10 protein-coding genes and 1 pseudogene are annotated in these 13808 nt (G+C 57.0%); all 11 read left to right on the top strand.

From position 1 onward, the window contains the following. Positions 1-51 precede the first annotated feature (51 nt). Positions 52-1500: an aminoacyl-histidine dipeptidase gene (locus A7P96_RS04775; protein ID WP_067525160.1), complete on the top strand. Its 1449-nt coding sequence runs from the start codon at positions 52-54 to the stop codon at positions 1498-1500. A gap of 279 nt (positions 1501-1779) precedes the next feature. Next, a complete protein-coding gene (locus tag A7P96_RS04780; protein ID WP_067525162.1) occupies positions 1780-3189 on the top strand; it encodes an amino acid permease in 1410 nt (469 codons plus the stop codon). Continuing rightward, positions 3140-3685 (top strand): annotated as a pseudogene (locus tag A7P96_RS10255) (IS1595 family transposase); the annotation flags it as partial. The gene A7P96_RS04780 and the pseudogene A7P96_RS10255, both read left to right, overlap by 50 nt. Before the next feature lie 144 nt (positions 3686-3829). Next, entirely contained in the window at positions 3830-4717 is an 888-nt protein-coding gene (locus A7P96_RS04785; protein ID WP_067525164.1) for a CPBP family intramembrane glutamic endopeptidase, read from the top strand. A gap of 672 nt (positions 4718-5389) precedes the next feature. Further along, positions 5390-5812, top strand: a complete 423-nt coding sequence (locus A7P96_RS04790; RefSeq protein WP_067525166.1) for a hypothetical protein — start codon at positions 5390-5392, stop codon at positions 5810-5812. Continuing rightward, positions 5805-7031, top strand: a complete 1227-nt coding sequence (locus tag A7P96_RS04795; protein WP_067525167.1) for a beta-ketoacyl-ACP synthase — start codon at positions 5805-5807, stop codon at positions 7029-7031. Before A7P96_RS04790 ends, A7P96_RS04795 begins: the two co-directional genes overlap by 8 nt. Next, positions 7012-7515, top strand: coding sequence for a thioester dehydrase (locus tag A7P96_RS04800; protein ID WP_067525169.1), 504 nt, complete (start codon positions 7012-7014; stop codon positions 7513-7515). The genes A7P96_RS04795 and A7P96_RS04800 overlap by 20 nt, the downstream gene beginning before the upstream one ends. A gap of 172 nt (positions 7516-7687) precedes the next feature. Then, on the top strand, positions 7688-8245 hold the full coding sequence (locus A7P96_RS04805; RefSeq protein WP_231863636.1) for a hypothetical protein: 558 nt from the start codon (positions 7688-7690) through the stop codon (positions 8243-8245). 56 nt (positions 8246-8301) lie between these two features. Further along, positions 8302-11289 (top strand): DNA methyltransferase, encoded by a 2988-nt coding sequence (locus A7P96_RS11455; protein WP_304438920.1) that lies wholly within the window; start codon positions 8302-8304, stop codon positions 11287-11289. 467 nt (positions 11290-11756) lie between these two features. Then, positions 11757-12485 (top strand): 3-oxoacyl-ACP reductase FabG, encoded by a 729-nt coding sequence (gene fabG, locus A7P96_RS04815; RefSeq protein WP_067525173.1) that lies wholly within the window; start codon positions 11757-11759, stop codon positions 12483-12485. Next, entirely contained in the window at positions 12485-13708 is a 1224-nt protein-coding gene (locus tag A7P96_RS04820) for a beta-ketoacyl-ACP synthase (RefSeq protein ID WP_067525175.1), read from the top strand. The genes fabG and A7P96_RS04820 overlap by 1 nt, the downstream gene beginning before the upstream one ends. The last annotated feature ends 100 nt before the right edge of the window (positions 13709-13808 follow it).

The following is a 13808-nucleotide window of genomic DNA, read 5'->3' on the forward strand; positions in this document are numbered from 1 at the left end:
CTTGCTCCGGCTACATTTTCAGGTAGCCCCATCATTCCCAAAGGAGACCCCATGAATCCGCTTCATTCTTTGCAGCCGCAGGCTGTTTGGCAGTGGTTTGCCGATATTTGCACTATTCCACACCCCACTTATCAAGAAGCCGCGCTGGCCGAAATGATTGTTGCCCGTGCCAAGGAAAAAGGCCTGGCGGTGCAGCAAGACGAAAAGGGCAATATTTATATCCGCAAGCCGGCACACGGCGCGGGCATGGCCGATAAGCCCGGCGTGATTTTGCAGGGGCACATCGATATGGTGGCGCAAAAAACTCCCGATTCGCCGCACAATTTCGCCACCGACCCCATCCGGCCGCAAATCATCGATGGCTGGGTACACGCCACGCAAACCACGCTGGGCGCGGATAACGGCCTCGGCTCGGCCATGGGCTTGGCCGTGGCTTTTGCCGACGATATCAAGCACCCGCCCTTGGAAGTGTTGCTCACGGTGGAAGAAGAAATCGGCATGGACGGTGCACGCCAAATGCGTGGCGACTTGCTGCAAGGCCGCTATTTGATCAACTTGGATACCGAAGAAGCCGGTTGCGTGTATGTGGGCTGCGCGGGCGGACGCGATGCCGATTTGAGCCTGCCTTTTGCCGCCGAAGCAGCCGATGGGCAGCATGTGCGCATTACCGTGTCCGGCTTGTTGGGCGGACATTCCGGTATCGATATTCACCGCGGCCACGGCAACGCCATCAAGGTGTTGACCGACCTGTTGGCACGCCTGCCGGAAGAAAGCGGCTGGCGGCTGGCCGCCTTCCACAGCGGTGCGTTGCGTAACGTGATTCCTTCCGAGGCAGAAGCCGAAATCGTGCTGCCCCAGGCATTTGTTGGTGCGCTGACCGAACTGGCCGACACCGTGCGTGCCGAAACGCAAAACGAATTGGGCAAGTTTGCCGATAAATTGGCGATTCAGGTAGCCCCGCTCGGCCAGGGTGCACAGGCCGCCAGCCATGCCGACAGCCGCCGCATTATTGATTTGCTCGCTGCCGTTCCCAGCGGCGTACTTAAATGGAGCGAAGAGTTCGATGGCGTGGTGGACACCTCCAACTGCTTAAGCGTAGTGCACACGAAAGACGGCAAATTTACCGCCTCTATGCTGTTGCGTTCGCTGCGCGAACGGCCGAAAGACGACTTCTGCCGCCTGCTCGGCTCAATCGCACGCCTCTCCGGCGCCACGCTGCAAACTGAACAGGACTACACCGGCTGGGAGCCGCATATGTCGTCTGCATTGCTGCAAAAAACCATCGAATCCTTTGCCGCCGTACGCGGGCAGCAGCCGCAAATCGAAGTAGTACACGCCGGCCTGGAATGCGGCCTGATGCAGAAACACCTGCCGCACACTGAAATGATTTCCTTCGGCCCCACCATCAAAGGCGCGCACTCGCCCAAAGAGAGGGTGCAGATTGATACCGTGGAAGAGTGCTGGCGCATTTTGCTGGATTTACTCAAACGGATTGCTTAACGAATTGAAGCAAGCATTGAAAATTTCTGCCGACCAGCGGTTTTGGTCGGCATTTTTCATGCGAAATTATATTTTTCAGGGGAAATGCATACCAAAAAACGGGTTGGAAAGGGTTTTTAAACAGCGATAATTTAATATTATCTATAAAAATCAGTTGCCTGTGCGCTATTTGCTGGGGTATATTCCGCTTCGGGCTGCCGCAATGCTGTGGCGGCCGATTAAGTTAGAGCGGATTTAAGTGCCAACTTCATCCGCGATAGGAAGTACAAAGGAATACCCGTGAGCACCAACCAAGAAACCCCGCATAGCCTGCAACGCAACCTGAAAAATCGCCACCTGCAACTTATCGCCATCGGCGGCGCCATCGGCACAGGCCTGTTTATGGGCTCGGGCAAAACCATCCATCTGGCCGGCCCTTCCGTTATCCTCGCCTACATCATCATCGGCGCTTTCCTATTTTTCATCATGCGCGCCATGGGCGAGCTGCTGCTTTCCAACCTCGAATACAAATCCTTCACCGACTTCACCCACGACTTGCTCGGCCCGGCCGCCGGCTTTTTTGTGGGCTGGACCTATTGGTTTTGCTGGGTGGTAATCGGCATGGCCGACATCATCGCCATTACGGGCTACACCCAATTCTGGTGGCCGGATGTGCCGCTGTGGCTGCCCGGGCTGCTGTGCATCATCCTCATGGCCAGTATGAATTTGCTCACGGTAAAACTCTTTGGCGAAATGGAATTTTGGTTTGCCCTGGTGAAAATCGTAGCCATTGTTGCCCTGATTGCCGTGGGCTGCTTTTTGGTGGTCAGCGGTTTTGTTGATCCCACTTCCGGCGAAAAAGCCTCGCTCAGCCACTTCTGGAATCATGGCGGACTCTTCCCCAACGGCATCGGTGGCTTCTTCTCCGCCTTCCAGATTGCCGTGTTCGCTTTTGTGGGCATTGAATTGGTGGGCACGGCTGCCGCCGAAACCAAAGACCCGGAAATCAACCTGCCCAAAGCCATCAACCGCATCCCCGTGCGCGTGATTATTTTCTACGTGCTGGCCTTGAGCGTGATTATGGTGGTAACGCCATGGGACGAAATCGATCCCGCCAAGAGCCCGTTTGTAAATATGTTTACCCTTATCGGCATTCCGATTGCCGCCGGGCTGGTCAATCTCGTGGTGCTCACGTCCGCCCTTTCTTCCGCCAACGGCGGCATGTTCTCCACCGGCCGCATGTTGTATGGTTTGTCCGAAGCCGGCGTGGCTCCGCGCATGTTCAGCCGCCTCAACCGCAACGGCGTGCCTGCCACCGGCCTGCTCTATTCCTGCCTCTACCTGATTGTGGCCGTATTTCTGCTGTATCAGGAGGGAGACATCATGGCCATGTTCACCGTGGTCACCACCCTCTCCAGCATCGGCTTCATTTTCGTGTGGGCTATTATTCTGCTGGCCTACCTCAAATACCGCAAAACCCGCCCGCATCTGCACGAAAAATCCATCTATAAGCTGCCCGGCGGTACCGCCATGGTGTGGGTGTGCCTCGCCTTCCTCGCCTTCGTGCTGGTGCTCTTCTCGCGCGATGCCGACACCCGGCTGGGGCTGATGTGCATGCCCATCTGGTTTGCCGCCTGCTCCGTGCTGTATTGGGTACTGTATGCGCGCAAACACAGCAGTGCTCCAACCACACAGCAGTCGCAGCAATAGCGGCAGAGAAAATAAAGGCTACCTGAAAGTTGCTGGCGTTACTGCCAGAACAGCAGCCCAATTGGTCGGCGTCAACAAAAATACCGCAGCTTATTATTTCCACCGACTGCTCCTGTTATATTTCACAACAGCTCACATTCGAAAATATTCAACGGAGAAGTTGAGATTGACGAAAGTTATTTTAGTGAACGACTTAAAGACAAACGGGGTCGCGGTGCTACAGGAAAAGTTGCTGTATTCGAGCTTTTGAAGCGCAATGGCAGAGTTTATACCGTTGCAGTACCCAATCACAAAACTACTTCATTGCCCATTATCCGCGAACAAGTAAGGCTTGATAGCATTGTTTATACAGATTGTTATAAAGCTATGATGTGCTAGATGTCAGCGAGTTTAGCCTCTTGTGCATCAACTACAGTACCCGCTTTGCCAAAAGACAAAACGTCATTTACGTAAGTTTAATGGCATTCCAAAAGAGAATTTAAAGTTATATTTAAGGAATGTAGGTGACGGCTTAAAATAGTGAAATAAAGTCTCTTATTCTATTTTAAAACAATGATAAAGAGTAATTTATCCTAATTATCTAAATCAGCCACAAAAAAATTATAAAATTATAATTATATTGAATAAAAGGTAATTTAAGATGCATGATAAAAAGAAAATTAAGCGCAATATAATTATCTTTACAATTTTTTCTACTCTTTGTGGCTGGATAGGCTATCTGATAGATATAGCGACTAATCAAGCTAATTATGAAAATATAGGAACGACAACTGGCGAAGGCGGATCCTTAGGCCTACTTTTATGGCTTGCTTCTCCTCTTATCTGTACAATAATTCTCCGTACTTTCGGAGGAGATGGTTGGAAAAATTCCGGATTTGACCCCAACTTTAAACAAAATAAAATGATGTATTTAATCAGTTTATTGATATACCCTACAGTAACTGTAATCGTCATTTTACTTGGGACAATGACAGGCAGTATAAAATTTCCCAGCACTAATATCACTATTGGAACCTATATAGGCATTTTACTTGTTCAAATTGCAGCGCAGTTTATAAAAAATATATTTGAAAAATCTGTTTGGAGAGGATATCTCACAAATCAGCTATTAAAACTGAAATTATCAGACTTAGCACTTTATCTACTTGTTGGATGTATATGGTGGATTTGGCATCTTCCTTATATTATGATTTTCTTATCAGAAACTGAAATTAACAATGCTCTGCCTATTGGAAGAGTCCCTTTTTTCCTAATAGGTTTTGTAGTGGTTATAGCTTGGAGTGTAATGTATACCGAGATTTTCAGAATTACTAAGTCGCTATGGCCTTTAGTCATTGCACATACTATGGAAGATGCTGTTATCAATCCTCTACTCCTGCTTGGAATTGTTTCTATAGAAAAAAATCATGCCATTTTCTTTTCCCTCTCCTTAGGAATGATACCTACCACACTATATCTAATAGTTGGTTTGACTATTCGTAACAGGAGAATTAGGCAGGAAGAAATTAAAACTCATATTAGTATCTAAACATCTAAGATGGATAAAATAAATAGTGTGGCAGCGAAATCGAACGGTATCAGCGCAGTATTTTAGTAAAATCCAAGCATATGCTGTCCAAACGTTTTCAGGTAGCCTTTTCTCGAGGCTACCTGAAAACATAATTGTCAAAAAATCAAAACCTAAGTAGTATTGATACATCCAAAGTAATTAACCATATACTAATAAACAAACCACCAATTAGCCAAAAGACTAACTAAACATACCGATTTCTTCTGGCCAGTCGTCCTTATCGGATTGGCCGACAATACACCTGATCGAAGAATTAAAACGGCATGCTCAAAACGAATTTCAAGTTAAGCACCAATGAAAAATTAGTCTTATTTCTTGCCCATACTACTCGTTTTATTCCCTCCGTCCTCCGGCAGATTAGGCTTCCTGCCCGATTTACCGATGGGAAAACGACGGCACAACCGGCGAGCAATACTCCGCTATCAACCTCAGCACACTCAACCGCTATCGGGAAAACTTCCAAAAAAGTCATTTAATTAAAGTGTACTTCAAACTAAATACATTTTTTAAACGACTCTACAAAGAGGCTGTCTGAAAGCCCATCATCAAAACGCTCATCCCCGACAATCCACTCCCGCCCCGCTTCGTCTATAATCCCACCCCATTCCCATTCCGCAAAGGCTACCTGAAATGACCTTCCCCAAGCTTCTCGTCCCCATCGTTGCCGCGCTGCTGCTTGCCGCCTGCGGTGCCACTTTCGCGCCGCAGGATTTGCCGCATTTGGCGGCGGGCGAGAGCCGCCGTTTCAAGCTGGAGCGGCTGGATGAAACCGGCGCGGCGGAGCAGGTGTCGCTGCTGGTGGTGCAGGGCGAGGCGGGTGGGCAGTCGCGCTGGATTCAAACCGACGCGTTCGGTGCGCCGCTGGCGCGTTTGCTGGCCACGCCAAGCGGCTGGCGGCGCGACGGCTTCGTGCCGCCGAACCATGCCGCGCAGGCGGTGTTCACGGCGATGTTCCCGCTGTTGGAAAACGGTTTTTCAGACGGCCGGCCGCGCGAGTTGGAGGGCAGCGGGGCGAAATGGCGGCTGACGCCTTTGGGAGAGAATGATGAATAAGGCACGGGTATACCTCGGCCGGCCGGGTTTGGTGTCGGCTTTGGGCAGCGGTTTGGCAGAGCATTTGGATGGCCTGTTGAGGCCGTCTGAAAACAGCCCGCTCACGTTTTCCAGCGAATGGGTGAAGGGCAAAAACCGTGCTTTCGGCGCGGTAAACCGGCCGTTGCGCCTGTTTCCCGACAATCTGCCCGCCGAACACTGCAGCCGCAACAATCAATTGCTGTGGGACGCTTTGGCGCAAATCGAGCCGCAGATTCAGGCAGCCCTCAGCCGCTATGGCGCGGATAGAATCGGCGTGGTAATCGGCACGTCGGTGGGCGGTGCGGACGAAAATATCCCGCTGTTCCAACACGTTGCAAACGGTGGCGGCTGGGCGGACATTCCGTTCAAACAGCAGGCGCAACTGCTTTCCTCGCCCGCCGATTTCGCCGCGGCGGCGTACGGCCTGCGGGGCGCGTGCTACGGCGTGTCCACCGCCTGCACGTCCGGCGCGCGGGCGCTCATCAGCGCGGCGCGGCTGCTGCGGCTGGGCGTGTGCGACGCGGTGTTGTGCGGCGGCGTGGACACGCTCTCGCCGCTTACCATCAACGGTTTCGCTTCCCTCGAGGTGCTTTCAGACGGCATTGCCAACCCGTTTTCGCGCAACCGAAACGGCATCAACATCGGCGAAGCCGCCGCTGTATTCGTGATGACCCGCGAAGACGACGGCGACGCCCTGCCACTCTTGGGCTACGGCGCCAGCAGCGACGCGCACCATATGTCTTCCCCGCGCCCCGACGGCCTCGGCGCGGCGCAGGCTTTTCAGGTAGCCCTAAACCACGCCGGCTTGCCGCCCGAAAGCATCGGTTGGATCAACCTGCACGGCACCGGCACACAGCTCAACGACGGCATGGAAAACCGCGCCGTGGCCGAAGTGTTCGGCAGCCACACCGCCGCCACCTCCACCAAACCGCTCACCGGCCACACCCTCGGCGCAGCCGGCGCGATCGAAGCCGCCTTCGTATGGGGCATCGCCAGCCGCCGCGATAATCCCGAAGGCAGCCTGCCGCCCCAACTGTGGGACGGCCAAACCGATCCCGAACTGCCCTCAATCGCGCTCACCGTTTCAGGCAGCCGATGGCCGCAAGGGCGGCGCATCGGCGCGAGTTCGTCGTTTGCCTTCGGCGGCAACAACAGCGTCCTCATCATTGGAGAAGAACATGCCCCAATGTCCGATTAAACAACCCGCCGCCCTCCTGCCGCACAGCGGCCGCATGGTGCTGCTGGACGAAGTTTTATCCTACGACGAAAACAGCCTGCACGCCGTCTGCACCATCCGGCCCGACTGCATCCTGCTCCCCGACGGCGCAAACGCCCTGCCCGGCTGGCTCGGCATGGAAATCATGGCGCAAGGCGTGGGCGCATGGGCGGGCGCACACGCGCTGGACGCCGGCCGCCCCGTGCAGCTCGGCTTCCTGCTCGGCACCCGCAAGCTCACCTTCGGGCTACCTGAAATCCCCGTCGGCACCGTGCTCGACGTGCAAATCACCCTGTCCTGGCAAGACAACGCCACCAATATGGGCGTGTTCGACTGCACCCTCGCCTGCCGCACCCCGCCCCCCGGCCGCGACGACCTCACCCCCGGCACGCTGCTCCTCTCCGGCGCACTCAACGTATTCAGCCCCACCAACCGCGAGGCTTTGGACGCGATTTTGGGCAGGTAGCGGTTTCCCGCCTCGCCAAACCCGCCGCACTGCGTTTTCAGGTAGCCTCCCCCTCCGGCCAATAAACAACCGGTTTTCAGGCTACCTGAAATTAAGCGCGGCAGGCATAGCAATGCGGGATGAGGGTTTGCCTGCACATTCTGCGCCAAACCGAAGCCGAATCAAAAACAAAATGAAGCTCAACTCCGAAAACGGCAGCATTACCCTGCCGGACGGCAATATCATCACCGCGCATACCGCCTTGTCTGACTTGGCCGCCCTTTATCCCCAAGCCCGCCCGTTCGTTCCATACGCCGGAACCACCCATTTCGGACTGTCGTTTGCCGACACGTTTCAGCAATACGCCGTTGCCGCACGCTTCCGGCAGGAGCGGCTGGACAGCGTGTCGCTATTTTTCTGCCCGATAGGCGAAGACAACAGTTGGGAAGCCTGGACGGAAGCGCGCGAACTGCAACGCAGACAGGAATTCGACCGCTGGCTGGACAAACAGCTCGGCAGCACGCTCTGCACCGTTCAAATATCGGCCGCAGGCAAATGCCGCCGCTTCGCATGGGGCAGCGCAGGCGCGTATTACCAAAAACAAGACGGCGGCACGGCGATTGCGGTGTGCTATGCCGAACCCTTTTCAAACAGCCCCAGGCCTTTAATTAAGGCTACCTGCAAAATCAACCCTGCTCTCCTGTTTCCGAACAGGCGCGGTCGTGGCACAATCCCGCACTTCCCGCTTTAATTGCGCAGAAACCCGGCTTCGGCTGCGGCAAAACGCCGTTTCGGCGGTGCTTCGCTTTGCTTGTTCCCACTTCGTTGAAGCCCACGTTTTCAGGTGGCCTCCCACCGCCCGGCACGTCTGAACATTTATCACCAAGCCCGATTACCAACAACACACGACCAGCCATGACCGACCCCGCCATCCTCCGGCAAAACGCCGACCGCTTCGCCAAAGACTGCGCCGCCTTCGCCTATGAAATGGGCGAGGCGCAGAAATTCATCACCGCCCTGTGCCGCGTATACGGCCTCGACGCGCACCACGCCGTAGAATTCGAATTCCGCGTGAGAAAGGCAGACCGCAAAGGCATCAACCGCATCGACGGTTTCTTTCCCGGCCTGCTGCTCATCGAAATGAAATCGCGCGGCGAAGATTTGGAAGCCGCCTTCAACCAAGCCCTGGAATACGTGCAGCTTTTAGAAAAAGAAAGCGACAAACCCGAACATATCCTCGTTTCCGACTTTGAAAACCTGCACCTCTACGCGCTCAACCCCGCCAAAACCGCGGCCCTGCCCGAAAAAACCCTCAAATTCAAGCTCTACGACTTCCAGCGGCATGTAGAAGACCTCGCCTTCATCGCAGGCTACGAGCGCATCATCGCCAAGCGCAACGAAGCCCTCACCCTCGCCGCCGCCGACAGCCTCTCCGCCCTGCACCGCGAATTCCTCAACCAAGGCTACGGAGGCGCAAGCCTGCAAACCATGCTCGTGCGCCTCCTTTTCTGCCTGTTTGCCGACGACACCGAACTCTTTGGCGGCAACGGCGTGTTTGAAGCACTGGTTTCCGGCAGCCAGGCCGACGGCGGCGACCTCGGCGGCAGATTGCGCGACCTGTTCGAATGGCTGGATACCGCCGACCGACTCCGCCAAAACACCCCCAAGCCCCTGCTGGCCGAATACGGCGGCTTCCGCCTGCAGTTTCCCTACATCAACGGCAAACTCTTCGTCCAAAACGGCGGCGGAGGCAAATTCGCCTTCAACGGCCAAATGCGCCGCGCCCTGCTGAAATGCTGCGAAATAGACTGGGCCGACATCTCGCCCGACATCTTCGGCACGCTGTTTCAAAACATCATGGAAAACGCCGATACGCCGCCCGCAAACGGCAAAAAGCGGAAATCCGCCCGTCGCCGCGCCTTCGGCGAACACTACACCAGCGAGAAAAACATCCGCCGCGCCATCAATCCCCTGTTTCTCGACGGCCTCAAAGAACAATACCGCCAGGCGCAGGGAGATGCCAAGAAGCTGGAAAAATTCGTCAAACACATCCAGCAGATACACGTCCTCGACCCCGCCTGCGGCTGCGGCAACTTCCTCATCGTCGCCTACCGCGAAATGCGCCTTTTGGAAATGCAGGCGCTGCGCGAACTCGAACACACCGCAGGCGCGCAGCAGGCCGCCTCCCAATGCGACGTGCACCAGTTCCACGGTATCGAAATCGACCCCGCCGCCTGCGAAATCGCCGCCGTCGCCATGTGGCTTACCGACCACCAGATGAACCGCCGCTACCGCGAAGGCTACAAACGCATCCCGCTCGAACGCCGCGCCGACATCCGCTGCGCCAACGCCCTGCAGGCCGACTGGGAAACCCTCGTTTCCCGCCCGCAGGAAATCGCCTACATCGTCGGCAATCCGCCGTTTTTGGGCAAAAAAGAACAAAGCCCCGCCCAGAAAGCCGATATGGGCAAAGTGGTAGGGCACATCAAAGGCGCGGGCGTGCTGGATTACGTAACCGCGTGGTACATCAAAGCCGCGCAATGGATGAAGCAGCACCCGCACGTCAAGGCCGCCTTCGTCTCCACCAACAGCATCACCCAGGGCGAACAAGTGGCCGTCCTTTGGCCGCCCCTGCTGGCCGGCGGCATCCACATCCTCTTCGCCCACCGCACCTTCAAATGGCAGAATGCCGGACACGGCATGGCCGCCGTCCACTGCGTCATCATCGGCTTTGCCATCCCGCAAACCAAAACCGAAGCCGCCCGCCGCCGCACCCTGTGGGATTATTCCGACGACATCGCGGGCGACGGGCGCGAACAGAGCGTGCGCCGCATCAACCCCTACCTGCTGGAAGCCCCCGACATCATCATCGGCAAGCGCGGCAAACCTGTTTCACCCGATGCCCCGCCCATGAGCTACGGCAGCATGCCGATAGACGACGGTTTCCTCATCCTTTCCGAAAGCGAATTTCAGGCAGCCTTGCAGGAAGACCCCGCCAACGGCAAACTCATCCGCCCCTACATGGGCGGCAAAGAATTCCTCAACGGGATAAAACGCTACTGCCTCTGGCTGGACGGTATCCCCGCCGAACAGGCAGCCGCCAGCAGCTTTGCCCGACGGCGCACCGAGCAAGTACGGGCCTTCCGTGAAAAAAGCAAACGCAAAACCACCTACGAGCTGGCCGCCGCACCCGGCCTATTCGGTGAAATCAGGCAGCCGGAAAACCGCTACCTGCTCCTGCCTAAAGTATCCTCGGAAAACCGCCGCTATCTCCCCATTGGCTATATCGAACCCGATATCATCGCCAACGGCAGTGCGCTTATCGTCCCTGATGCCACGCTCTACCATTTCGGCATATTGTGCAGCACCATGCACAACGCTTTTATGCGTGCTGTGGCCGGCCGTTTGGAAAGCCGATACCAATATTCCAGCAGCGTGGTGTACAACAATTTCCCGTTTCCCGCCTTGCCGCCCGAAACCACCGAGGGCGGGCAGGCGCACCGCGCCGCCATTGAAGCCGCCGCCCAAGCCGTGCTTGACGGGCGTGAAGCCGAACGCGACCGCATCCGCCGCATCAACGCCGCCCGCGCCGCCGAACCCGGCTTCACGCCCCTGCCCGAACCCACACTCGCCGGCCTCTACCACCCCGACACCATGCCGCCACCCTTGGCCGAAGCCCACAACGCCCTCGACGACGCCGTGGACGAAGCCTACGGCTACACCGGCAAAACCGCCGATGCCGACCGCGTCTCTTTCCTGCTCGCCCGCTATCAGAAACTTGCCGGCAAGGCCTGAATGCACCGTTTTCTGGTAGCCCGACGCATAAGGCAGGCTGCAGCCCGCCATGTCGGAATATGCAGCAACGGGCGCAGAGCGTGCGTGCATTCCGTACCCTGCCGCCGTGTTTGTTTTTCAGGTAGCCTTTCAGACGGCCGCCAATCCCAAAGGCTGCCTGAAAACGGAAACACATTCCGGCCAGCCCGGTTCGCAGGTACAATCCGCCTGCGGGGGGGGAGCCGGAATGCAGCCAACGCATAAAAACGGATACATAAGCAGGATGGGCTTCAGCCCGCCATTGCAGGGCATGGGAAGGATTGACGGACTAAAGCCCTTCCGCCCACGTATCAATTCTTCCGCGTACGGCTGCAGGGCATGGATACCCGACCGCCCCGCCGTACCGAATACCCGTCCGGCCGTTTTCAGACGGCCTTTTTTCAGGTAGCCTCCAGCCGCCTGACCCGATATTGCAAAGGAACCCCACCATGACCCAAACCATCCTCATCACCGGATCCACGCGCGGCATCGGCCGTGCGGCCGCTTTGGCCTTGGCACAAGACGGCTTCGACATTGTGGTGCACGGCCGCAGCCGCATGGCGGACGCCGAGGCGGTGGCGGAACAAGTCCGTTCGTTAGGGCGGCAGGCGCGGGTGTTGCAGTTTGACGTGGCCGACCGCGCCGAATGCCGCCGCGTGCTGGAAGCGGATATTGAAGCGCATGGCGCGTATTACGGCGTGGTGCTGAATGCGGGGCTGACGCGCGACAATGCCTTCCCCGCGCTGGAAGACGAGGATTGGGACCGCGTATTGCGCACCAATCTGGACGGCTTCTACAACGTGCTGCACCCGCTCATCATGCCGATGATCCGCCGCCGCGCGCCGGGGCGGATTGTGTGCATGGCCTCCGTGTCCGGCCTGATCGGCAACCGCGGGCAGGTGAACTACAGCGCGTCGAAGGCGGGGCTGATTGGCGCGGCCAAGGCTTTGGCGGTGGAGTTGGCCAAACGCAAGATTACGGTCAACTGCGTTGCCCCCGGCCTGATTGATACGGAAATTTTGGATGAAAACGTGCCGGTGGAGGAATTTTTGAAAGCCATTCCAGCGCAGCGCATGGGGCTGCCTGAAGAAGTGGCGCATGCCGTGCGCTTCTTAATGAGCGAACACGCCGCCTACATCACGCGGCAGGTAATTGCGGTAAACGGAGGATTGTGTTGATGAAAACCAAACGGGTGGTGATTACCGGCGTGGGCACGGTGTGCGCCTTCGGCCGCAAATGGAGCGAAATCGAAGCTGCCTTCCGCGCGGGCAAAAACGCTGTGCGCCGCATGGAAGCGTGGGATGCCTTCCCCGAAATGGAAACCCGGCTCGGCGCGCCGCTGCCCGCCTACGCGCCGCCCGCACATTGGTCGCGCAAACAACTGCGCAGCATGGGCCCCTTGGCGCAATACTGCACCGATGCCGCCGAACAGGCGCTGAAACAGGCTGGTTTATTGGACGATCCAGCCATCCGCAACGGCAGCATGGGCGTGGCCGCCGGCTCGTCCAGCGGCAGCACCGCCGACGTGCTCGACATCGGCCTGCTGCTCGCCCACCAGCCCAACAATTTCAACGCCAACACCTATGTGCGCATGATGCCGCACACCACCGCCGCCAACGTAGCCATCTTCTTCGGACTCACCGGCCGCCTGATTCCCACTTCCAGCGCCTGCACCTCCGGCAGCCAAGGCATAGGCTACGCCTACGAAGCCATCAAATACGGCAAAATCCCCATGATGCTGGCCGGCGGCGCCGACCAGCTCTGCCCCTCCGAAGCCTACGTGTTCGACAGCCTCTACGCCGCCAGCCGCCGCAACCACGAGCCCGAACTTACCCCACGCCCATATGACACCGCGCGCGACGGCCTCGTGCTCGGTGAAGGCGGCTGCATGATGGTGCTGGAAGAATTAGAACACGCCCAAGCACGCGGTGCGCACATCATCGCCGAAATCGTCGGCTACGGCGCCAACTGCGACGGCAGCCACATTACCTGCCCCGAGATGCGCACCATGCAACGCTGCATGGAGCTCGCCCTCGAAGACGCCGCACTGCCGCCCTCTGCCGTCGGCTATGTCAGCGGCCACGGCACGGCCACCGAACAGGGCGACATTGCCGAAACCCAAGCCACTGCCGCCGTGTTCGGCCACATCCCGATCAGCTCGCAAAAAAGCTACCTCGGCCACACCCTCGGCGCATGCGGCTCGCTTGAATCCTGGTTTGCCATCGAAATGATGCGCAGCGGCTGGTTCGCCCCCACGCTGAATCTGAACGACATCGACCCCCGCTGCGGCGAAGCCGACTACCTCACCGGCTCCGGCCGCCACATCGACACCGAATATGTGATGAACAATAACTTCGCCTTCGGCGGCGTGAATACGTCGCTGATCTTTAAGCGGTGGTAGCACGGTATTTGAGTCAAGAGGCTACCTGAAACGATTGTGCCTGAGCAGCTGTTTTCAGGTAGCTTTCCCCGCACAAGCCCTAATTTCCGTAAAACCCTGC

The organism is Eikenella sp. NML03-A-027 (assembly GCF_001648395.1).
GTDB classification, from domain to species: domain Bacteria; phylum Pseudomonadota; class Gammaproteobacteria; order Burkholderiales; family Neisseriaceae; genus Eikenella; species Eikenella exigua.

Coding starts and splice junctions, on each gene's coding strand:
- A7P96_RS04775 (WP_067525160.1), top strand. CDS start 52: ATGAATCCGCTTCATTCTTTGCAGCCGCAGGCTGTTTGGCAGTGGTTT.
- A7P96_RS04785 (WP_067525164.1), top strand. CDS start 3,830: ATGCATGATAAAAAGAAAATTAAGCGCAATATAATTATCTTTACAATT.
- A7P96_RS04800 (WP_067525169.1), top strand. CDS start 7,012: ATGCCCCAATGTCCGATTAAACAACCCGCCGCCCTCCTGCCGCACAGC.
- A7P96_RS04795 (WP_067525167.1), top strand. CDS start 5,805: ATGAATAAGGCACGGGTATACCTCGGCCGGCCGGGTTTGGTGTCGGCT.
- A7P96_RS04820 (WP_067525175.1), top strand. CDS start 12,485: ATGAAAACCAAACGGGTGGTGATTACCGGCGTGGGCACGGTGTGCGCC.
- A7P96_RS04790 (WP_067525166.1), top strand. CDS start 5,390: ATGACCTTCCCCAAGCTTCTCGTCCCCATCGTTGCCGCGCTGCTGCTT.
- fabG (WP_067525173.1), top strand. CDS start 11,757: ATGACCCAAACCATCCTCATCACCGGATCCACGCGCGGCATCGGCCGT.
- A7P96_RS04805 (WP_231863636.1), top strand. CDS start 7,688: ATGAAGCTCAACTCCGAAAACGGCAGCATTACCCTGCCGGACGGCAAT.